The sequence below is a fragment of the Paraglaciecola sp. QJM3NY_14 genome, assembly GCF_056173245.1.
On the sequence record NZ_CM149664.1, the window covers coordinates 1,184,406 to 1,206,896 of the forward strand.

Annotated in this window: 16 protein-coding genes; 10 read left to right on the forward strand and 6 right to left on the reverse strand. The window is 44.1% G+C overall.

The features are described 5' to 3' along the window. Positions 1 to 40 precede the first annotated feature (40 nt). From folB to AC0VYA_RS05030, 4 genes are read left to right on the forward strand one after another with little or no spacing between them, the layout of a single operon-like run. The gene (gene folB / locus AC0VYA_RS05015) at positions 41 to 400 is read left to right on the forward strand and encodes a dihydroneopterin aldolase (RefSeq protein WP_475490253.1); all 360 of its coding nucleotides are present in this window, start codon (positions 41 to 43) and stop codon (positions 398 to 400) included. Beyond that, positions 397 to 915 carry a 2-amino-4-hydroxy-6-hydroxymethyldihydropteridine diphosphokinase gene (folK, locus tag AC0VYA_RS05020; protein ID WP_011573911.1) on the forward strand — a complete coding sequence of 173 codons (519 nt, stop codon included), beginning with the start codon at positions 397 to 399 and terminating at the stop codon, positions 913 to 915. Before folB ends, folK begins: the two co-directional genes overlap by 4 nt. Further along, positions 912 to 1,712 carry an undecaprenyl-diphosphate phosphatase gene (locus tag AC0VYA_RS05025; protein WP_011573912.1) on the forward strand — a complete coding sequence of 267 codons (801 nt, stop codon included), beginning with the start codon at positions 912 to 914 and terminating at the stop codon, positions 1,710 to 1,712. The genes folK and AC0VYA_RS05025 overlap by 4 nt, the downstream gene beginning before the upstream one ends. Positions 1,713 to 1,736: 24 nt before the next feature. Next, positions 1,737 to 2,102: a histidine triad nucleotide-binding protein gene (locus AC0VYA_RS05030; RefSeq protein WP_011573913.1), complete on the forward strand. Its 366-nt coding sequence runs from the start codon at positions 1,737 to 1,739 to the stop codon at positions 2,100 to 2,102. Between the two features lie 104 nt (positions 2,103 to 2,206). Here the strand turns inward: AC0VYA_RS05030 and AC0VYA_RS05035 are convergent, their stop codons facing one another. Together AC0VYA_RS05035 and AC0VYA_RS05040 are read right to left on the reverse strand one after the other, a co-directional pair. Continuing rightward, positions 2,207 to 4,207: a putative bifunctional diguanylate cyclase/phosphodiesterase gene (locus AC0VYA_RS05035; protein ID WP_475490254.1), complete on the reverse strand. Its 2,001-nt coding sequence runs from the start codon at positions 4,205 to 4,207 to the stop codon at positions 2,207 to 2,209. Between the two features lie 40 nt (positions 4,208 to 4,247). Then, positions 4,248 to 5,936 carry a dipeptidyl-peptidase 3 family protein gene (locus AC0VYA_RS05040; protein WP_475490255.1) on the reverse strand — a complete coding sequence of 563 codons (1,689 nt, stop codon included), beginning with the start codon at positions 5,934 to 5,936 and terminating at the stop codon, positions 4,248 to 4,250. Positions 5,937 to 6,201: 265 nt separating this feature from the next. Here AC0VYA_RS05040 and AC0VYA_RS05045 point away from each other — a divergent pair, with 265 nt between their 5' ends. Continuing rightward, on the forward strand, positions 6,202 to 7,038 hold the full coding sequence (locus AC0VYA_RS05045) for an HDOD domain-containing protein (RefSeq protein ID WP_475490256.1): 837 nt from the start codon (positions 6,202 to 6,204) through the stop codon (positions 7,036 to 7,038). 74 nt (positions 7,039 to 7,112) lie between these two features. Here AC0VYA_RS05045 and rdgC read toward each other — a convergent pair whose 3' ends face one another. Both rdgC and AC0VYA_RS05055 read right to left on the reverse strand, forming a co-directional pair. Next, complete coding sequence (rdgC, locus tag AC0VYA_RS05050; protein ID WP_006991309.1) at positions 7,113 to 8,018, reverse strand: recombination-associated protein RdgC; 906 nt, start codon at positions 8,016 to 8,018, stop codon at positions 7,113 to 7,115. Between the two features lie 99 nt (positions 8,019 to 8,117). Continuing rightward, complete coding sequence (locus AC0VYA_RS05055; RefSeq protein WP_475490257.1) at positions 8,118 to 9,845, reverse strand: sensor histidine kinase; 1,728 nt, start codon at positions 9,843 to 9,845, stop codon at positions 8,118 to 8,120. A 257-nt stretch (positions 9,846 to 10,102) separates the two neighbouring features. On the opposite strand from AC0VYA_RS05055, the gene phoB reads away from it, so the two are divergent. The 4 genes from phoB (at position 10,103) to AC0VYA_RS05075 (ending at position 16,736) form a co-directional block, all read left to right on the forward strand. Beyond that, the gene (gene phoB / locus AC0VYA_RS05060; RefSeq protein ID WP_006991307.1) at positions 10,103 to 10,792 is read left to right on the forward strand and encodes a phosphate regulon transcriptional regulator PhoB; all 690 of its coding nucleotides are present in this window, start codon (positions 10,103 to 10,105) and stop codon (positions 10,790 to 10,792) included. 61 nt (positions 10,793 to 10,853) lie between these two features. Continuing rightward, complete coding sequence (gene phoR / locus AC0VYA_RS05065) at positions 10,854 to 12,164, forward strand: phosphate regulon sensor histidine kinase PhoR (protein ID WP_011573918.1); 1,311 nt, start codon at positions 10,854 to 10,856, stop codon at positions 12,162 to 12,164. Positions 12,165 to 12,400: 236 nt separating this feature from the next. Next, positions 12,401 to 14,002, forward strand: coding sequence for a hypothetical protein (locus AC0VYA_RS05070; protein WP_475490258.1), 1,602 nt, complete (start codon positions 12,401 to 12,403; stop codon positions 14,000 to 14,002). 67 nt (positions 14,003 to 14,069) lie between these two features. Further along, complete coding sequence (locus tag AC0VYA_RS05075; protein WP_473478771.1) at positions 14,070 to 16,736, forward strand: TonB-dependent receptor domain-containing protein; 2,667 nt, start codon at positions 14,070 to 14,072, stop codon at positions 16,734 to 16,736. A 54-nt stretch (positions 16,737 to 16,790) separates the two neighbouring features. Here AC0VYA_RS05075 and AC0VYA_RS05080 read toward each other — a convergent pair whose 3' ends face one another. Next, positions 16,791 to 17,498: an alpha/beta fold hydrolase gene (locus tag AC0VYA_RS05080; protein ID WP_475490259.1), complete on the reverse strand. Its 708-nt coding sequence runs from the start codon at positions 17,496 to 17,498 to the stop codon at positions 16,791 to 16,793. A gap of 320 nt (positions 17,499 to 17,818) precedes the next feature. Between AC0VYA_RS05080 and AC0VYA_RS05085 the strand changes: the two genes are divergently transcribed. Further along, the gene (locus AC0VYA_RS05085; RefSeq protein ID WP_475491031.1) at positions 17,819 to 19,720 is read left to right on the forward strand and encodes a cytochrome c/FTR1 family iron permease; all 1,902 of its coding nucleotides are present in this window, start codon (positions 17,819 to 17,821) and stop codon (positions 19,718 to 19,720) included. A 93-nt stretch (positions 19,721 to 19,813) separates the two neighbouring features. On the opposite strand, the gene AC0VYA_RS05090 is transcribed toward AC0VYA_RS05085, so the two are convergent. After that, on the reverse strand, positions 19,814 to 22,147 hold the full coding sequence (locus AC0VYA_RS05090; protein WP_475490260.1) for a TonB-dependent receptor: 2,334 nt from the start codon (positions 22,145 to 22,147) through the stop codon (positions 19,814 to 19,816). Positions 22,148 to 22,491: the final 344 nt, after the last annotated feature.

A 22,491-nucleotide genomic window follows, 5' to 3' on the forward strand; every position in this document is an offset into this window, starting at 1 on the left:
GATTACCTTAAAATTTAACCAATAACAGCGCGGATCTTTCATGGATAAAATTTACATTGAAGGCTTAGAGGTACAATCTCTAATAGGCGTGTACGATTGGGAGCGGGATGCGACGCAGCGATTGCTGGTCGATATAGTGTTATTTAGTGATTTACAAAAGCCTGCCTGTAGCGATGATGTTGACGATACGCTGAATTACGCGGAGGTAGCACAAGCTGTGACAGACGTGGCTGCAAAGAGTCAATTTGCGTTAATTGAAGCGCTAGCTCAAGCCATGATCAACCAAGTCTTCAGCCAATTTCCTGTGCAAAAAATGACCTTGAAATTGAGCAAACCTGACATTTTACCTACAGCTCAAAATGTCGCGGTCGAGTTTACTCGTGAGCGCAAAGACACATGAGTGCACAAGCACCTCAGCATACTATTTTCATCAGTGTTGGCAGTAACATTAATCGAGAGCAGCATATCAGTGCTGGTCTTGATGCTATGTATGCAGCGTTTGGTGAACTCACTTTATCATCGGTTTACGAAAGCAAATCCGTTGGATTCGACGGGAATAACTTTTACAACTTAGTGGTACAGGCCGACACTCACTTACCCATCATTGAAGTGGTAGAGCGCTTAAAGAAAATAGAAACCGAAAACCTGCGCACCCGCGAAAGCAAAAAATTTGCTCCGCGAACGTTAGATCTTGATTTACTGACATACGATGATGTCATTATTCAAACACCGATGGAACTTCCACGCCCTGAGATCCTCTACAATGCGTTTGTGTTGCAGCCTTTAGCGGAAATTGCACCTGAAGTAGAGCATCCGCTAGCGAATAAAAGCTACCTTTCCTTATGGCAGCAATACGATAAATCCCAACAACAGTTATGGCCTATCAAATTTACATGGAGCGCTAATCGCCAATGACTCTCACCGAAATTATTATCCTTGCTATTATCCAAGGCATTACCGAGTTTTTACCAATTTCGAGCTCTGCTCATCTTATTTTACCGTCCGTGCTGTTAGGGTGGGAAAACCAAGGCTTAGCGTTTGATGTTGCCGTTCATGTGGGCAGTTTATTAGCCGTCATGATCTATTTTAGAGGCGATATCGGCCGTATGTTGGTGGCCTGGTTTGGTTCTGGTTTCAGTAAAAACCAAACTGATGACAGTAGACTAGCGTGGTGGGTGATTATTGCTACGATACCTGCGCTTATCTTTGGTTTTGCAGGTAAAGCGTTTATTGAAGAGTACGCCCGTTCTGCATTGGTGATTGCCTGTACCACAATCGGTTTTGGCTTATTGCTTTGGTATGCCGATAAAAAAGCGGCCTTGAATAAACACATTTATGACATGACATGGAAAAGTGCCCTTATCGTAGGTATGGCACAAGCGCTTGCTTTGATACCCGGTACTTCACGCTCCGGTATTACGATGACCGCTGGCCTAATGCTAGGGCTTGATAGAGAAAGCGCAGCGCGTTTTTCGTTCTTGCTGTCAATACCGGTGATCCTTGGGGCTGGCCTTCTAGCCACATTAGACTTAGTCAGCGCCCCTGATGCAGTAGATTGGAACGCCTTAATAGTGGGAGCGGTTTTATCTTTTGTCAGTGCTTACGCGTGTATTTACCTGTTTTTAGCGTGGATTTCGCGTATTGGTATGCTGCCGTTTGTTATCTACCGCATGTTGCTTGGCGTTATTCTGCTGTTGTTTGTTTTCGCGTAATCATCACGAAAAAGGAGTATTAGTATGAGTGAAACAATTTTTACTAAAATCATTAATAAAGAAATCCCCGCTGAGATCTTATATGAAGATGAAATGTCTTTGGCGTTTAGGGATATCAACCCCCAAGCACCGATGCACTTTTTAGTGATACCGAAGAAGGCCATTGCAACCATCAATGACATTGAAAAAGAAGATCGTGAAGTGGTCGGGCATTTGTCTTGGGTTGCTTCTCATATATTGAAAGAGCACGGTTTGGCTGAGCAAGGCTTTCGTACAGTGATGAATTGCAATGAATATGGCGGGCAAACTGTCTATCACATTCATTTACATGTGCTGGCAGGTAAGCCTCTTGGCTGGCCGCCTTATAGCGATAAATTAAAAATCGAGTGATAGCATCGATAAAACGAAAGTGACAAAAAGATAATTAAAGGCGAAGCGAAATGCTTCGCTTGTTTTATGCACCCAGTGTTCGTCCCCTGTTACACCCTAAATCGTTATACCTTTGTCAGAATGGCGATGTCATCTGTTAATTTGGCACACGGCTTTTTGATGAACTGCAGCACTTTGTGTTCAGGTATGGGTTTAGAAAAGTAAAACCCTTGGGAAAAATGCACGCCTAATTTTTGCAACGCAAGGGCTTGTTCTTTCGTTTCCACACCCTCAGCAACAACCAAATAATCAAATGCATGGGCAATATTGATAACAGCCTGAACAATTGCTAGCCCACTAGAATCTAATCGGTTGACAAATGAACGGTCTATTTTAACGGTATTAACCGCCAAGTCTTGCATGACTGATAAAGAAGAGTACTCGGTGCCAAAGTCGTCAATTGAGACCTTAATTCCGCGACTTTGCAATATCTTAATGCGCGATATCATGATGTCTTTGTCAAACGAAAAGACAGATTCCGTTATTTCTAAATGCAGCAAATTAGCCGCAAGACCACTAGCAAGCAGGGCTTCTTCGACAACGGTGATGAAATCATCAGATTGCAATTGACTGACCGACACATTAACACTTACGGCAATCGGTTTAGGCCAAGATGCGGCGACAAAGCAGGCTTTATTTAACACCCATGTGCCTATTTTACGGATAAACCCATGTTGCTCAGCAATCGGAATAAACTCAACGGGTGAAATATGCTCATCTTCTTTTTGCCAGCGTAGCAATGCTTCAAACGCACATATTTCGCTGTTATCCGAGGCCATTATGGGTTGAAAGGACACGCTAAGCTCTTTGTTTTCTATGGCGCGCGCTAATCCATCTTTTAAAAATTGCTCCCGGGTTAATTTGCTGCCTAATTCTTTTGAAAATACCCCAGAGGTCGATATAGCGCGTTTCTTCTGATAATACATTGCCATGTCAGCAAGTTGAATGAGCTTTAACTCGTCGCTTGCATGTTGCGGGTAGAGGGATATTCCAATGGTCGCGCCTAATGAGAGTTGCGCATTATCGTAGGTATAAGCCTCTGAGATATAATCTATCAATGCTTTTGACTGAGCCACCGCTGATGCTTGCTGAGTGTTGGGTAACGCAATTAAAAATTCATCACCGCCCCAACGACACAATAGTTGATGATCTTTGCAATGCTCCTTCAAACGTAACGCTGTTTGAGTCAGTATCTGATCACCTGCATCGTGGCCTATGGTGTCATTAATTTTTTTAAAACCGTCTAAATCAATAAACAGAAGTGCCATTGGCTGATGCTGTTCTACACACTCCTGAAGGCTTAATTTCAGGTGATTGAGAAAAGCAGTGCGATTGAATAAACCAGTAAGAGGGTCGAGATTAGAAAGCTCGTAGATTTTACGCGTACGTTTTTCTACTTGCGTTTCCATGTGCTGTACTAACGAGGCATTTTCATTTTTTAATCGAATTGCTTGGGTAGTAAAGTCAGCAGCCTTTTTAGCGCTGATACTCATCACCAATCCGAAGGATAATCCCAATACTCCCAACACTTGACGGTAATCATCATCGGAAAGGAGCAGGGCGATCGAAAATGGTACCAACAATATGACTGAATAGGCCATTGCCGTTTTTTTATGAGCCGCTAAGACACTGGCAGCACCGCCTGCCATGGCGGCCACAATAATGATGGTACTGGCTAATTCGACGGTGTCGGCAGTAGCGTAGACGCCCAAACAATAAATACACCACATTGCAGCTGTCGCAAATGTGCCGGTGACAAATCTAAGCGTTGCGCGGTGGCCATCGTATTTTTGCCCTTTTTGTTTGGTACGCCACCAAATTGAATCAAGCAATCGAACACAAATGACAGCAAGCATCACCCACCACCAAGTGTGTTTAAATGTCACTAAGTTGGTATTGTCAAAAGCGAAAACCAGCATGGTCGCAGCGAACAGCGAAACAAGAATGCCGCCTATGCTGTTTTGGTACAGCAGCTCGGCGGCATCTTGTTCTGTGCTTTTTGAAAGAGATTGATTGCTAGTGATAAAGTTTCGTCCATCCGGCTCGGATAAAGATAAATTTAGCACAGCAAGAGTAGATCTATAGTATAAATATCAAGCTATTAAGTTATGGCATTTTCAACTTAAGTATATTTTTGCCCTGCTCAAAGGTGATATCCACCGGAATATTTGCATCTGTTAGGCGTTTTAAATCTGTTGCTAACGTTTCCTTAATCAGCCCTTTGTCAGCCACCAACTGGCTAACACCTGCATAATCTCCATCACCTTGTAAGGTCAAAATTAACCGCGATAATGCATCTATGGCTTTACTCATCTTGGCCATGTTGACCTGGTATAACCCTTCATCATTTCGACTAAAAGCGCCATATTCTTGGAAAAAGTTAAAGCGGATCATATTTGCTTTGCCGTGGGCAGAGCTAGCACCGAAGCGAACTGAGCGAAAGATTCCCGCCATAAAGGTTGTGTAGTAATCTTCAATTTCTCCCTCAGTGATAACGCCCTTGTCCAATAATTGACTAACCATGTACAAGCCGAGGATATCCGCCTTACCTTCCTCTAACGCTGAGGCGTGCTCTTTTAATGCTTGGCGCACCGTTCCGTTGCCATTAATTGTATTTTTAATCCCTAACCCATGAGCCACTTCATGAAACATGGTATTGGCGAAGAACGCATCAAAGGTAATATGCTTTCTTTGCTCTGGGACCATTAACTCATTGGCAATCGGCAACAAGATATTTTCAAACTTTGCACGCATCGCATTTTTTAACTGTAAACGTCGTGTGCCTTTTTCTAATTGCACTTGCTCATCATTCGGTAAGTTAATAGCAATTGTTTTACTGCCCGCATTTGAGTGTCCTGCGTAATAAATGACATCGTAAGCGTTGAGATCAGCATTGGCGCCAGGCATCTCTTTTTTATAGGCTTCGCCTACGGGCAAATTAGTTTGTAATTCAGGTAAGTAAGCCGCGTATTTACTAAGGCGTTCGCTCCAACTTAAATCTTTGAGTAGCACGTAGGCTTCAAACGCTGCTCGATAACCAAATAACTGGTCTTCGTAAGTTTCAATCGGCCCAATCACTAATTCAATTGGATTGCTTTTCATGTCCATCCAAGCGAAATCAGATTTCTGATATTCGTTACTAAGTAAAGCGTCTGCGCGCAAGCGTAAGTAATTGGCAAAAGCAGGATCGTCAGCTAATTCAGCAGCCTCATTTAACAGACTCGCTGCTTGTTGTAATGGTTCGGCAAAATATTCAGCGTAAGGAACCGTTTTTAATGAGCCTTCTTGGTCACGAACAACCATGGAATACAAACCTGTTTTGTCTGCAAATTCACTTTTTTCAAACTCAGTTTTGCTCATGTCTTCAGGGTAAAACTGGGCACCTAGCGGTTTCTCACTGGTCTGGCTTAAAAACGCCTTGTCACCATTTAATCTATCCCAAGGACCATAATTAATGTCGGCAAAGCGACGGCCGCTCTCATCGGCAATGCGGCTCAAGAACTGCTCTTTATTATCGCCATAAGCTTGTTGCCAAAATAAATCGTCCATTATCTTACTTGCGTCAATAAGCAGGCCTAGCATTTGCTTTTGATTCGCCGATAGGGAGGAGAGGTCGGCCGTTAACGGCACTGATTGGTATATGTTTAATCGGTCTTTACTATTAGCAAGCACTGTGAGGCCGGATAATGAATCGCTTACTGCTTGAGCCGCTACCGGAGCCTTATTTGACGAAGGTGCACAAGCGGTTGTAAAAACGGCGAAACATACTGCGCTGACAATGGACTTTTTCCACATAACAAAACCTTAAAATTGCAAAATAAAAGAACCTTTTAACATGCCATCTGCTTCGAGTAAATTAGCTCAATTTTGAGATGCTGCTAAAGACTGATCGTTAAATGATTATTCTATGTTAGGATTATTTGAACGTTGCGAATGAGAAAATACTGGCTGAAGACGTTTAGCTTAGTCAATTATATCAAACGCTTGGATGCAGATTGGTGCTAGGTTGCTATAGTAAGTGAACTGGCTAAATAATGAGTGACACACAATAGGTTGGAAAATGTCTACAGAAAATGCGTTATTAACCATCTTGGTCGAAAAAATAAACAACGATACATTAGTGCTACCAACGCTTCCCGCAATTGCTTTGAAAGTTAGAAAGGCTGCGGACGATCCGAATATTAACCTAAATGCCATAGCTGATGTCATTGGCCAAGATCCGTCACTCTCCGCGCGGATGATCAAAATATCCAACAGTTCTTACATGGGTAGAAGTGTCAAAGTAACGTCTACCTCACAAGCTGTTACACGTATCGGTTTACGTCAGATAAAGAATATTGCGACTGCGCTAGCCATGGAGCAACTGTTTGTCTCTAAAAACGATATCGTAAAAAACTACTTGGATAATGTGTGGCAACAAAACCTGAAAGTGGTTGCGGCCGCGATGTCAGTTATGCAACTGCACGTTAAAGAAACCAAAAATCGCACCCTTAATCTAGACACCATGACCCTTGCTGCCTTAGTCCACAATATTGGTGTACTACCGATTTTGACCGAAGCCGAACGTCACCCGGAAGTGTTTGCCAATCCTACCTTTTTAAATGTGGCGATCGATAAATTAGCTGGGCGAATTGGTGCAAGCATCATGCGTGAATGGGGCTTCGAGCAAGAATTTGTTAATGTTGCTGAAAACTGGCGCGATATGTCAGTCCAGACGGATATGATTTCCTATCTTGATTTCACTCGTTTAGGCGCTGTTATGGCAGGCTTATATGACTCACAGAAAGACGCTCTGCTTAATTTAGCGGTGCAAAAGGGGATATTGGCAGACTTGACAGTCTTACAATCAGATGAGTATCAAGAGCTTTACGATAGCGCCATTGCTGTATTTGCTTAAGGCGTTAATGCCCAAGTACATGTATTAGCGAAAAGCCAGCATCATGCTGGCTTTCTTATAACTGATCAGCGGGATTATTCTTGATCTTGCTGCAGATTAAATATCTCAACTAAGCGCTTTGAAAAGCGCACTATTTCAGCAGACATCAAGGCGAAATCGGCATCCATTTTAGCTAATTTATCTTCTTTAGGAATGTCGTCATTTTGCTCTGTCATGACATCGGTGAATTTAAGGCGTTTAACTGCCATGTCTTCTTGTAACAATGCGCTAAAGGTCTCATCCCATTCGATAGCTATTTTTTGAACGGTTTTGCCAGCACTCAAGTGATTCGCAATTTCTTCACTGCCAAGATCTTGGTTTTTACAGCGCACGATCGCACCGTCTTCTTCCATAGAGCGAAGTTCCGCTTCTTCCAAAATCACCACATCATTAGGCACAGAGTCGTCCGTTAACCAATGCGTTAATTCTTCCTGTACGCTTTGTTTTGCTAGGGGCACAACCGGCAATGAGCCAATTGCTTTACGCAACATGGCCAAGAAAGTCTCAGCTTTGCCATCTGCACTGGCGTCAACTACGACTAAGTTGTCTTGAGTAGAGATAAAGCCGTGACTAAAGCTATTTTTAGTAAAGGCTTGTGGAAGTAAGCGCTGAATGATCTCTTCTTTCATTTCCTGCTGCGCTTTTTTACCTACATTTGAGCCTGTTTCAGCTTCCATTAGTGCCACTTTGTCTGCTAACTCGGCGTTCACGACTGCCGCTGGCAGGATCCGCTCTTGCTTCTTCAACGTTAACCAAAACTTGCCGCCCGCACTGTGTACTAACATATCGCCTTGGCCAACTGGCGATGTCCAACCCATAGTTGCTAGCTCTTGCGAACCACAAGGGCGAAAGGGGAATTCAGCGAGTTTGTCTTGTATGTCTTCTTCTGTTAAGTCGAGAGTTTGCGTCAAATGATAGAGTTTTAGGTTTTTGAACCACATAAAAGTAATGTCCGTTGATAAGGGGATGAAAACAATTGGGGATAAATAAAAAACGGTCGCTAGCCTAGCAGTCTTTACGCAAAACTGCCAAATCTAGCGTTAAGAATGTAGCGGGATAGTCAGTACGTATCGTAAACCCTTACCTGGCTCACTGAATACTTCAATATCACCTTTTAACGTTTGGGTAACCAGATTATACATGATGTGTGTTCCTAAACCGCTGCCGCCTTTCTCGCGCCGAGTAGTGTAGAAAGCTTCAAAGTGCTTAGCTAATGAGTCTTTCGGCAAACCTCTGCCATTGTCGCGATAATCAATGGTTATCGTTTCAGGTTGCTTGGTTATTGCAATGTCGATAGTGCCTTTACTCATATCTTCAAAGCCATGAATGACAGAGTTCATCACCATGTTGGTAAAAATTTGCGCCAACATACCCGGAGCACAAACAATAACAACGTCGTCAGGGCAACTTATATTGATGATGTGTTGGGTTTTCTTCAAGCTTGGGGCTAATGATTGAATAATTTCATTGAGATATTCTTTTAAGTCGATTTCTCTTTCAGCTTCGCTTGCCTGATCAACAGCCACTTGTTTAAAGCTCGATATCAAGTTTGATGCGCGATTTAAATTGTTTGTAAGCAAGGTAATGGTTTGTTGAGCATCAGACAAAAACGTGTTCATTGTGCTGCCAGTCAGGGTTTTTTCTTGGTAGGCTTTCTCCAACGTATTTAATCTCTCTTGCAAGAAGCTGGTGGCCGTTACGCCGACGCCCAACGGGGTATTTACATCATGGGCTATACCGGCAACCAATCCTCCTAGTGATGCCATTCGCTCTGATTCGACTAACTGATCTTTAGCCAGTTGAAGGGTATCCATGGACGACGCTAACTCACTGTTTCTTTTGCGTAGCTCGTCTTCAATAAATTGACGATTTTCGTTTTCTTGGCGAAGCTCTCGTTGGTTCACTATCAGTTCGTCTTTTTGCTGCTCCAAATCGAGCATGATCTTGCTCAATGTCGCAGTCTTTTTAGCCACTTCTTGCTCTAGCGATATATTATGGTCATCCAGCATTCGGTTGGCTTCTCGCAACTCGGCTTGTGTCCCATTTAGGCGCTTTTGAAAGTCCACCATGCCGTCAACCAAGCTGTTATAGGCTTGCTCTAAAACCGTGAACTCATTTTTTTCAGGCACATTTAAATGTAATTTTGAAGATTCTAAGTCATTGATATCAAAGTCTGAAATTTGCTGGCGCAACTCATTTAAGGGATTCGTCAGCATGGTGCGAAAAGCGCTCATAAACAAAAACACTAGAAACGCGGTTTTGATAATCGCATTACCAATAAGAAAGAATATACCCACTTCAATACGGCTAAAAATTATTTGCGCGCTGGAGTACAAGGTGACATCACCGACCAATGATGTACGCCCTGAAAACTCGAAAATTAAAGGAAAACTATAGCCAAAGGTGCTGCCCGTATGATCTTTTACCACACCTTTTGTGATAGGGGATTCAGGTTGCTCTGAGGTCAGCCCTAAGTTAGCAATATACTGACCGTTTTCGTCACGGATTTGTACACCTTCTACTATAGGTAATTCCATTAACCCTGTGGCAATCGATTTAGCCTGCGCCATGTTTAGTTCCCACATGGCTCTAGTCAAACTGGTACTAAAGGTGTTTTTTAATGTTTGTAGCTCACCTTCTATATGACTCTTAGCATTTACGTACTCGGTAACTATTTGTCCCACGGTGACTATAAGGGTCAATATAAAGTACACCGATAGCACACGTGTCAAAAGTTTCTTTGATAATGTGCTTTTTTCGTTAGTCATATGCCAATCCATGAGATAGATGAAAATTAAGAATATGCCCTATGGATTAAATTAACAAGTCACAGTAACGAACTGCAATCTCCTTGTAATAAAATACAAGTAACTGAAAATATTTGCTTTATTTCCATAATATGACAAAAACTTAGGGTTACTTAAGTGTTTTAGGCAAGGTTATTACGCTGTTTATGGTAACTTTAATAAAAATGTCACAGACCTAACGAATAATTGCGGACTTTGTCATGAACAGGAAAATGAAAATGGCCAAACGAGTATTACTGGTTGAAGATGAAGCGCCGATCAGGGAAATGTTAAAATTTGTCTTAGAGCAATCTGGCTATGAAACGATTGAGGCAGAAGATTTTGATGTCGCCTTGGAAAAGGTCGTTGAGCCATACCCGGACCTTATTTTGTTGGACTGGATGTTGCCAGGTGGCAGCGGTGTACAACTCGCGAAGCGTTTAAAGCAACATGAATTTACCCGTGATATTCCCATTATAATGGTAACGGCCCGGGGCGAAGAAGAAGACAAAGTACGCGGGCTTGATTCAGGTGCTGATGATTACGTGACAAAACCTTTCTCTCCCAAGGAATTGGTTGCCCGAATAAAAGCGGTTATTCGTCGCGTTACGCCTACATCTAGTGATGAACTTATTGAATTCAATGGTTTAAAACTCGATCCTGTTTCGCACCGTGCGACCGCCAATGATGAGCCACTTGATATGGGCCCGACTGAATTCAAATTACTGCATTTCTTTATGTCGCACTCCGAGCGGGTTTATAGCCGTGAGCAATTACTGGATAACGTTTGGGGTACAAATGTATACGTGGAAGACCGTACTGTAGATGTACACATTCGTCGCTTGCGCAAAGCGATATCACGCTTTGGGCATGACAGCATGATTCAAACCGTTCGCGGCTCAGGCTACCGCTTTTCAGTAAAAGTGTAATCTAGCCCGTCTATACTGAAACTTCCGTATTCGTCGGCTGCACAGGAGAACAGTTGCTGCCATGTATTACCCTTTCTCATGGCTTAGAAGCCTAGGCCGTTTAGCGGCCTACTTTTTGGTGGTTATCTTACTTGGCTGGTATTTCTCAGAGCCAAGCTTAGCAGTCGCTATTGGTGCGTTACTGCTCTTGGCGAGCCATTACTGGAATATTTATCGACTAAACCATTGGTTGTGGCAGAGTAAAAAAATTACGCCTCCCAGAGTCAATGGCGTGTGGGAGCATATATACGACGGTATCTACACACTGCAGAGGCGAAACCGCGCTAAACGCAAAGAACTAGGGTTATTAGTTAAACGCTTCCGTGAAGGGTCCGAAGCGCTGCCTGATGCCGCCGTCGTGGTGGATGCAAACGCAGCGATTATTTGGTGTAACCGATTAGCTAGAATTGAGTTAGGGCTACGCTGGCCGGACGATGCAGGTCGTCGAATTTACAATTTGGTGCGCCATCCACAATTTGTCGAATTTTATCACAACAAAGATTATGAAAAGCCGATAGAAGTGCCGTCTCCGGTAAACGATCAGCGTATTCTTGAATATCGCATTATGCCTTACGGCGATGAACATTTACTGCTTTTGATTAGGGACGTTACCAAGCTCACCCAAATAGAGAAAATGCGCAAAGATTTTGTCGCTAATGTGTCTCACGAGCTACGAACGCCTTTAACGGTGATCAATGGTTATTTAGAGACTCTGCCAGGGGCGACTAATATCCCTGAGGCCTTTTTGGCAAAAGCGTTTGAAGAAATGCGCTCTCAGTCCACGCGCATGCAGTGCTTGATCGAGGAGCTATTAGTGTTATCTCGAATCGAAGCCAGCAGTGAGCGCTCTACGGAAAACATTGTCGATGTGCCGCAAATTCTCAATACGATCAAGATTGAAGCCGATACCCTCAATGGGGCAAAGCAACATACGATCACAATGGACGTTGACCAAGGTCTGAAAGTCTATGGTGTCGAAACTGAATTACGCAGTGCGTTTTCCAATTTATTATTTAATGCCATTCACTACACCCAAGAAGGCGGCAAAATTCACGTGCAATGGTCGTTAGTGGATGGCCAAGCAACGTATTTGGTCACCGACAACGGTTATGGGATTGAGGCCAAACACTTAGGTCGCCTGACTGAGCGATTCTATCGAGTCGATAAGGCGCGCTCGCGTAAAACAGGTGGCTCGGGGTTAGGTTTATCTATTGTTAAACATGTGCTCAATCATCATAACTCTCGCTTGCGTATAAAAAGCAAAGTCGGAGAGGGCAGTGAGTTCTCATTTGCGTTTTCTCACGAGTTATCGGTGAAACAGTCTACGTCCTAGACACTGCGCTTTTTAGGCGAAAAGCGTATATTGCCCATGACTCTCTCTAGATGTTTGAAATTAAACATATTTTATAAATTTCCGCGTTATTCCTTTCGTCGCAGCACTTCGTTCGTGACACTTTTATTAAACTTTTCTGACAGTTTTTATATGTAACAAAAATGTCACCGAGCTTCGGTAATCTTCGTGCAAATTTTAAAACACATTAAAAAATCACTCGTTTATCGGAGAACACCATGGAACTTAAGAATTTTTTCAACGCGTCTGCAGTAGCGACTGCTCTAATACTTGCTGGTTGTGGCGGAGATATAAAAGTGACTCCGACAGTCATCGATAATAGCGTTGATAATAGCGTAACCAACCCGACTACAGGTGGTGGCGATAGCACAACTAACGTTTGTGCCTCTTACGAGAATGATAGCGGCGAGACGGTTCAAGGTACGTATGATGGCCAAGATTGTTCTTACTCAACCACGTTCGTTAGCGCAAGTAACCCTCTTACAACAAACGTGACGCTTGATGATTTGAGCAATGATGGTGTGCATTATTTCCTAGGCTCATTGGTGGTTGGTGAAGGTTGTAATACCGACGGCGGAACGTGCACTATCGAAACTGACGGCCCCACCCTGACTGTAGAAGCAGGTGCAACAGTTGCTTTTAACCAGTCTACTTCTTTCTTATTAGTGAATCGTGGTGCGAATATTGAAGCTGAAGGAACCCTAGCTGACCCAATCACATTTACTTCAGTGAATGCGTTTACACGTCTTGATTCAGTCGGTAATGGTGCTCAGTACGGTGATTGGGGCGGCATGATGATCGACGGTTTCGGTATTACTGACCAATGTACCGATGCTCAGCGTGGTGCAAATACCTGTAGCGCAGAGAGCGAAGGCGTAACCAGTTACTACGGTGGTAGCGACAACGCTGACGATAGCGGTACGCTTAAATTCGTTAAAATTCATTATGCAGGTGGTTTACCAGCAGGCCAAGAAGCCGGAAACGATTTGAACTCGCTCAGCTTGTTTGCTGTTGGTTCAGGGACTGAAATTGACTATATCGATATATACCAAGGCTTCGATGACGGTATTGAATTATTCGGTGGTGCAGTTGACCTTAAACACATCGTTATTACCGATACTCAAGATGACAGCTTAGACATTGATGCAGGTTGGCAGGGGCGTGCGCAGTACGTTCTTATCAAGCAAGGTACAGTGGTTAATGCAAATGGCGTGACCGTGAACATGGGTAACGGCGGTTTCGAGTCTGATGGGGTTAAAGGAACGTCTTCAGCTGAAGCGCCTGCGTCAGCGCCTGTGATTGCTAATGTAACCGTATTGACCACTGATGGTTTGTCTATTCGTGATGACGATGAGTCAATCGCCATGAAGTTAGACGATATGATTTCAGCTACTTGGTACAACACATTATTGGTTAAGCCAGTTGCTACGCAAACTTGGTGTATTAATTACAGTGGTGACGCCGCTGAAGTTATTGTTAACGGCTCAGCGTCTATCCATAACTCAGTAGCAGCCTGTGCTCAATTAACTAATGCTGGCAACGAAACCGTTACCTTTGGTAGTGATTCAACTACGGTTCAAGAATGGTTCGAAGCGAATGACAGTGAAGTCGTTGGTGGCAATGCTGACGTACTTGCTGCAAATGGCTTTGCAACGTTAACGACTAGCACAGATATCACTATTTCAGCATTTGATGCCTCGACACTAGATGCATTTTTTGAGTCAACTGACTACATAGGTGCGGTATCTGACACTGACACTTCTTCTGATTGGTACAACTGGGCAAACGATGCGTTTACCAACGCAGCTGCCGACGAGTAACCAATTTGCATAAGATAAATAGGCGCCTAGGAGCGCCTATTTTTCGATTTATAGCTAGGAGTTTAAGGTGAGCAATCAATACAAACTTAAAAAAGTCGCCTACTCGGTAGGACTCGGGCTTTTGGTGAGTGCAGTAAGCGCAGTCGCGCAAGAAAGCCAGGTAATGGAAGAAGTTGTGGCAACGGGTTCTCGACTACAGGGAACCGCTGCTGCCGTTATCGAAGAGCGTAAAAATCAAGCCTTCGTTGCGGATATACTAGGCTCTGAGCAAATTTCACGTACTGGCGACAGCGATGCTGCGTCGGCTCTGCGCCGGGTAACAGGCCTCACGCTGGTCGATGGCAAATTTATCTATGTGCGTGGTCTTGGTCAGCGATATTCAAGTGCACGTTTGAACGGTGCCAGCATTCCCAGCCCTGATTTAACCCGAAACGTCATACCGCTAGATATCTTTCCTGCTAACGTGATTGAAAGTCTATCTGTACAAAAAGCTTATTCGCCCAATATGCCAGCAGCATTCGGTGGCGGTAACGTTGATATTCGAACAAAAGCCATCCCGACAGAATTTGTATCGGGCATTCAAGTCGGTATTGAGGCCAACAGTAATAACTCCGATGGGTATACCTATGATCGGAACGAGCAGGGGATCCCGCAAACACTAACAGATGCCATCCCTTATTATCGTGGTGACTTTAGCCTAGCGAATATTATCAACAAAGATAATTTGGTCACAGGTGACACATCTGCAGCGGATCAAGCTCGAGTGTTAAATAGAACGTTGGCGAAATCACTGCCTCGCGACTTAGCACTGAAAGATGAGTCGTTAGACCCTAACTATTCTGCTCAAGCGTTCATTGGCAATAGTTTTGATGAAGATTTTTTCGATGGAAAAATTGGATTCCTAGCATCGGTTGCATACGACAATAAATGGACATATTCCGACCGCACCAGTGCGGTGACAAGTGCAACCCCTATCGATAATTGTTCTAGCCAGTTGGTGACAGCAGAAGACGTACAAAACTCCTGTTTTGATACCGTTGCGTCATCAGAAATGACGACTGAAGAAGAGCGTTTGAACGGCTTAGTCAGCGTGGGTTACAAATTAGACACCCATAGCCTGACCTACACCAAGATTTACATCGAAGATAATGAAGATGAATCGCAAATCTCTATTTCACAGAATCCGAGTCAAAACATTACTATCGCCGCTGATAATGAAGCAGACCGCACTCATAGTTTTAATTTCGAAGAGCGCACGTTAGATGTTGACCAATTCCGCGGTCAGCATACGTTCTTAGATTACATGGGCGTTGGCGTTGATTGGCAGTACACCGAATCAAGCGCTGAAACAAACAACCCATTGAATGTGGCCTATGAATTCACTGACACCTACGACAACGGCGCTTACACTGGCTCGTTCATTGATGGTGCCCAAGGTCGAGCTAACTATCAGTTCGTTGACATGGAAGACAACATGAAATCTTGGGGAGGAAACGTCACGCTTCCTCTTACCTTCAAGAATTTGGAAGTGGAATTGAAAGGCGGTTGGGACTTCGTAGACAGAGCGCGTTTGTATACCACGTCTAGCTTTTTCCTCGATAACACCAATTCATCAATCGTTGTGAATGACAATGAGTCAGATATCTTGTCGTTAAGCAGCTATTTGACCGACGAATTCATTGATACCAATATGTTGATTAACTTCAATGAGCCTATCGCACCAGAAGCGGATGACTATTTAGCGGCGCAAAAAATTGATGCCGGTTATGCGGCTTTCGATGTGTTCTATAAAGGTATTTGGCGCATAAGTGGTGGTTTGCGCTATGAATCATTCAAACAGGTGTCGTTATCGTCTTCGAGCTTAATTTTTACCAAAGAAGATTCAGATAACTACTACAGCGAAGAAGATATTCTTAACGGTACCGTTAACGATGATGATTTTTATCCAGCCTTGAGTTTGACCTACGTGGGTGGCGAAGATTACCAATTGCGCTTCGGATACGGAGAAACGGTAGTACGCCCTGATTTAAGAGAGGTTGTTCCAGTAGGTTACAACGACCCGTTAACGGATATCCGTACTACGGGCAGCACCACGTTGAGCTCAACCACGCTGAAAAACTTTGATTTGCGTTACGAGTTGTACTTTGATGACGGCGATAACTTAGCCATTTCAGGTTTCTACAAAGACATTGCTAACCCAATTGAAACCGTGTTGAATGTAGGTGATTCAAGTTACACCGCTAGTTTTACGAACGGTGAGACCGCGGAAGTATACGGTGTCGAAGCTGAATGGTTATATGATTTGAGTTTTGTATCAGATGGCTTTTTTACCTCTGGTAATATTACCTTGAGTGATTCAGAAGTGCAGATTGACGCTGCTTCAGCAGGTAACTTAACCAATACAGAAAAACGTATGACAGGTCATTCTCAATATGTTGTGAACATGCAACTTAGCTATGACTCTGCGAACGGCAACCACAGTGGCTCTTTGGTGTATAACGCCTTTGGTGAGCGTATTCTCGCATCGGGTATTAATGGTCGTGACGACTCATTTGAGCAACCCTTTCATTCGTTAGATGCGACGTATTCTTACTACCCAGATTTTAACACTACCGTTAAATTAACGGTTAAAAATCTATTGGGTGAAGACCAAGAAGTGACACAAAGTGGTCTTTCAGTTAGAACTCGCTCTATCGGCACAACGGTTAAGTTGAGCTATAAGTACGATTTCTAATCATATTTAGTTTTCAAAATAGCCGCATTAGCGGCTATTTTTTTGCCTGTGACTTCACTGAATTAGCTCGTATTGTTTTACGGCGGTGTCGGTTTGCAAACCAAAATGTCCTAATGCGTAATTGAACGTAGCGTTTTCATTCACGATACGACTACTATGCACACCGCCGACAGTGCAGCCACCGGTTGAGCATACAATTTGGTCAATATAGCTCTTAATCGAATATACTTTTGAAGCCAGCGGCACATTATAAATGCTGTCTAAAAATGGGCTGCCTACGGATAATCCCGCTGAGCCACAAGTAGAGCTCCACACATTAAACGGGTAATAACCGCAGCTTTTAAGGCCTAAAAATGCCCCGGCAATCCCCACAAAGGTATCTACCTGGTTGGCAATGGCAAGTTTATCAATTTGCTGAGCGGCTAATGTTGCTCCCATTGAATGACCGATCACATCAATCTTGCCTGTACAGGATGAGGCTAGAGCACTTTGTATTGCTTGGCGCACGGGCGTTTCTTCACTGCCGCTATGGTTGTTGCAAGCGGCGCAGTTCTTCGAACCCCAATCCGGTTTATAGATTTCGCTACTACTGTAGCCATTAGCTAGCAGATGATCATAGGTGTTATCCCAACTGGCAGGTGTGGCCGTATTGCCATGGACTAATACCACTGCGTCTTTACATGCAAATGCATTGAACGGCAGAGCCAAGCACGTTAACAGCGCCAATATTCGTATTCTGTAACACTCTTTTATTATATTCATGGTGTCCTCTTTAGTTGTTGTTTTCTAAGTGACAGCAATGAATATAGGGCGCGCGCATTGAAACAGACATAGTACTTTAGCACTGCGGCAATAAGCTGAAAGCGTTGCTTCGATGGCCGGTTAAAAGTAAAATAATAATTATTCTCATTTGTTTTGGGGATGCCGTATAGATGTCGCTATACGCATTCACACACTTAAACGTTAAGGTTTTAGTTTTGTACTCTTCTGCTATTTGTTTTAAACGCTTTTTGGTTTCATTCGTTCATCTTATGCAAAGTCGTCGTCAACTCTTTGCTGAGCTGGCGTTCAGTTTCTGCATCATGCTGAGCCTTACTCAATCGGCGCCGAGTTTAGCTCAATCAGCTTCTCAACTAGATGCGGTTAAAGAGAGTCGTCAGATTTTACAAATGGCGGAATACATAGGTGTTGATTACTCAGAAGCCGTGGTCGATGGTGAAGTATCAAGCGAAGACGAATTTGCTGAAATGCAACAATTCGCCAAGCTAATTTTGCACAAGGCGGAGGCATTACAAACTGCCGCGCTAAGTGACTTTGATTTACAGAAAACGTCGGTCATCGCCAATGCCCAAGCATTGCAGCAGGCTATTTTAGCTAAGTCAGCAATGGGGAAAATTCAAAGCCTGACATTACAAATTCGCCAAGAGTTATTAGCCATGTCGCCCGCGCTAAAATTGCCAGCGCAACTGTTGCCTCAAGCAGAAATAGATAAACTCTTTGTTGATAACTGCTCTGCATGCCATGGCCCAGCCGGTCAAGGCGACGGTCCACTAGCGAAGTCGTTTAGCCCTCAGCCAACAGACTTTACTGAAAAAGAGCGCGCACAAAACCGTTCTTTGTTGGGGCTTTACGACGCTATCAGCGCAGGGCTGGACGATACCGCAATGCGCGCGTTTACCGAGCTCAACGATCAGCAGCGTTGGTCTTTAGCGTTTTATGCTGGCAGTTTGGCATTTAAAGGTGCGGCGGGAAATGATTTAGATGTTAAACCGACGCTGCCCCTGCAAAGTTGGATAAACAATAATCCAGTACAAATTGCAGCGCAAAATGATGCGATTAGCCAGATGCAAGTTGAGCAGTGGCGCGCCTCGCCAGAGATATTTTTTGGACAAGCCAATACGCCTATCGCCACAGCAAAAAACAACCTGATCGCCGCTGTCGATGCTTACAACGAAGGCAATTTTGCGCAAGCACAAACACTCGCCGTCAGTGCCTATTTAGATGGTTTTGAACTGATCGAAAATAACCTCGACGCCAGAGATAGTGGTTTACGAAAATCGGTAGAAAAGCAGTTGTTGAATTTCCGTAATGTGCTGAGCTCACCCAATAATGAGCAACAGGTAAGCGCTGAATCACAACAAATATTGCAGCAGCTTGAACAAGCCGATAGCACACTGAACTCAGCGACGTTATCGAACAACGCCATGTTTTCGGCTTCGTTGATCATTTTACTGCGTGAAGGGTTAGAAGCACTGCTTATCGTGTTAGCGCTCATCACCGTACTGATAAAAACCCAGCGCCAAGACGCCATTCGCTACGTACATTTTGGCTGGGCATCAGCACTTATTGCTGGTGGCGTCACTTGGTGGGCGGCTGAAAACCTGATCACGATCAGTGGCGCATCGAGAGAACTCATGGAAGGCGGCGCGGCCTTATTAGCCGCCGGCATTTTGTTTTACGTCGGTTATTGGATGCATAGCAAAACCCAAGCATCAGTATGGCAGAAGTACATCAATGACAACGTCGAACGTCATTTAAGCACCGGCACCTTATGGGGCTTAACTGGGTTAGCGTTTATTTCAGTTTATCGAGAGGTCTTCGAAACGATTTTGTTTTATCAGTCACTGTTAACTCAATCGGTAGGGGATGGCAGCCAAGTAAGCTTTGTGTGGTACGGACTCGTCGCTGCGGTTGCCATACTCGCACTGATCACCTGGCTGATGCTTAAGTACACCGTCAAGTTACCTATCGCCCGCTTTTTCTCTATGAGCGCTTACTTTATGTTGATATTGGCCTTTATTTTGGCGGGCAAGGGCATTTCTGCACTGCAAGAAGCTGCGATCATTGGCATCAATGCATTTCCACTAGATGTTTCGATAAGCTGGTTGGGTATTTCTGCCACATGGCAGGGCGTACTAGTGCAAGGTGTCATACTTGCGTTGTTCATCGTCATGATGACGCGCAAAGATACAGCGTCAGCATAAGGGCCAATATCGAGCGCATAAAAAAGGCAGATGATTATCTGCCTTTTTTGAGAACGAGCCTAAGTATTTAGACCACCGTTTATTGTCGCTTGCTTAGTAGAAGCTCACCTTCGCTTCGATACCAAAGATGCGCGGCTGATTCACAATACCCGTTAGGTTATTGAAATCCACCGCACCTTTTACGTTCTCTTCATCGGTAATGTTGCGACCGAATAAGGCTACGGTATAGTTATGCTCGAAGTTTTCATAACCGATGCGCAAACCGCCTTCTACGTTGCCGTCTGTTTGAAACTCAACAGATTCGTACAAGAACAGGTTCGTGTCCCCTTGGTACGCCCAATCCGTAAACGCAAAGAATTCACCATCATTACCCAAAGGTACCGCATAACGTGCTGTGAACGTGAAGATCGTCTCTGGCGCTTGCGGGAAAGGGTTTCCGTCAATAACAGCGTTAAAGCCATTCGGGCGAGGGTCAAGTACGGTACAGTTACCTGTTGAGCCAAATGCTTCATTTGTGCCACAAGGCAGTAACGTTAATGAATCATCTTTAATTTCTGTTTTGTTGTAGCTATAACCTGCGGTAAGGGTTAAGTAATCGTTCGCTACGTATTGTGCGTCGATTTCAAAACCGTAACCCACACCTTTATCTGCGTTTACTAATGCTACGTTATTTGCACCACCACCGATTGCAGAGAACTGCATATCGTCGATTTGGTAATAGAAAGTGGCAGCGTTTAAGCGCAAGGTGTTTTCCAACAAGTCAGACTTAAAACCAAACTCGATTGAGTTAATGGTTTCTGCGTCAGCCACTGAAGGTGCTCCTTCAAAAGCCACATCACGTCCTTGAATCGACTGAGCTCTAAAGCCATTAGCAAAACGAGCAAACACCGAGGTGTCATCGCTTACTTTGTAGTTAGCGCTTAGCTCCCAGCTAATTTGACCATCATCCACATCAATGTCGTCGTAGTCTTGTACACTGGCATCACCAGTGATTAATGCGAAGCCGTCGACGTTTTGCTCACCAACACGAAGTGATTTTTTGTCGTGGGTATAACGCACACCACCGGTCACATTCAAACGCTCGTTCAATTCGTAAGTTGTTTGCCCAAAAACAGCCCAAGTGGTGTTTTCATGGAATACTGTGGTCGCGCCAAAGTAGCCATCGATGCTCGTCACGTTGAAAGACGAGTCATAGTAAAACGCACCGGTTTGCCAGCTAAGGGCATCGTCAGTTTCACTGGCCAAGCGAATTTCTTGCGTAAATTGCTCTAAGTCGTCTAAGTTATCTTGGGTGACAGCACTAAAGCCTATGGCGCCAGGAAACGTTAACACGTCTTCAAAACCAGAGTTAAAATTGGCAGAAGTAAGGCCGTCAGGTACTAGCGTGGTTAAATCATTGGTATACACACCGCCGTCAATGTCACCAAGGCTTGAGCCTTCTGCTTCTTCATAGGCAGTAATTGACGTAAACGACATTTCATCTAAGCCAAACTCTAACTTTAAAGATGCGCCATAGTTTTCGTATTCTTGCGGGTTATTGTCTGTGCCATTACCGTCGATGTCGCCATCGTAATAGACAGTGTCGCGATCGAAATTCTGATTTAAATCGTTACTGCCTTTAGTAAATACGTTAGCGCGAAAGACCGATGCGGTGCCATCTAACTCACGGCCGTGCACGTTTAACAACGCTGAAAAGTCTTCGCTTGGGGTAAATAACAACTGACCGCGCCATGCTTTTTCGTCAAAGCCGCCAATCGCGTCTTTCTCGCCAGTAAAGCCATTGTCTATCCAGTCATCCCGGTCTTGGGATAACACAGAGAAACGTCCTGATAAATCTTCAGCAAGTCCGCCGCCAACAGCTGCTTCAAAATTGACTGTCCCTAAATTACCCACACCTAACTTGGCGTAAGCATCGAAATCTTCTGTGGGTTTAACTGAGTCAAACTTGACTATACCAGCAGTGGTGTTGCGCCCAAACAAGGTACCTTGTGGGCCACGAATAACCTCAACTTGCTCAACATCAAACAATGGGAAGCTTTTCAGAATAACGTTCTCTTTGACCACGTCATCCATCACGATGGAAACCGGCTGAGAGGCTGCTAAGTCAAAATCTGTGTTACCTAAACCGCGGATATAAAAACGCGGCGCTACACGGCCATTGGATGATTCGGCGTATAAGCCAGGAACGCGCACTGCTAGGGCGATAATATCGTCACCACCTGAAAATATGCTTTCAAATCGCTCTCCGTCTAAGGTAGCAATTGAGATTGGCACTTCTTGAATACTTTGCGTACGTTTTTGCGCTGTAACCGTGATCTTTTCTAACCCTTTATCTTTTGCTGCAGGTACTTCCTGTGCATGAAGAGTTTGGCTAAATAGAGCACCTTGGATACAGACGGCTAATGCTGCTTTGTGAAAATTGGTCATTGTGTCACCGCTAGTAAATGTGTGGTTATAGTCAGTATGTCACTCTGCGATTGTGTCATCGCGTTACTCCCATCGCCCATGTTGCTAATTAGCTTCGTTAATTGCTTTAACATCACACGTTCATTTATGAAGCGTTGTCCGGATATAAAAACAAGAACAAATAAGTAGGCTGAGCGAAGGGGGCGTATTGTGCCTAAATGTCCTTTTAAAGTCTCGTTAATTGTAGCAGTTAAGGGATCACTTAAATGTCACATTTGGCTGACAATCAAAACGATAACACACGGCTTTGAGGCTGAGTGAGCGCAAAAAAGAGCCACGTACGCTGAGTATTCAGCGCTTTGCAC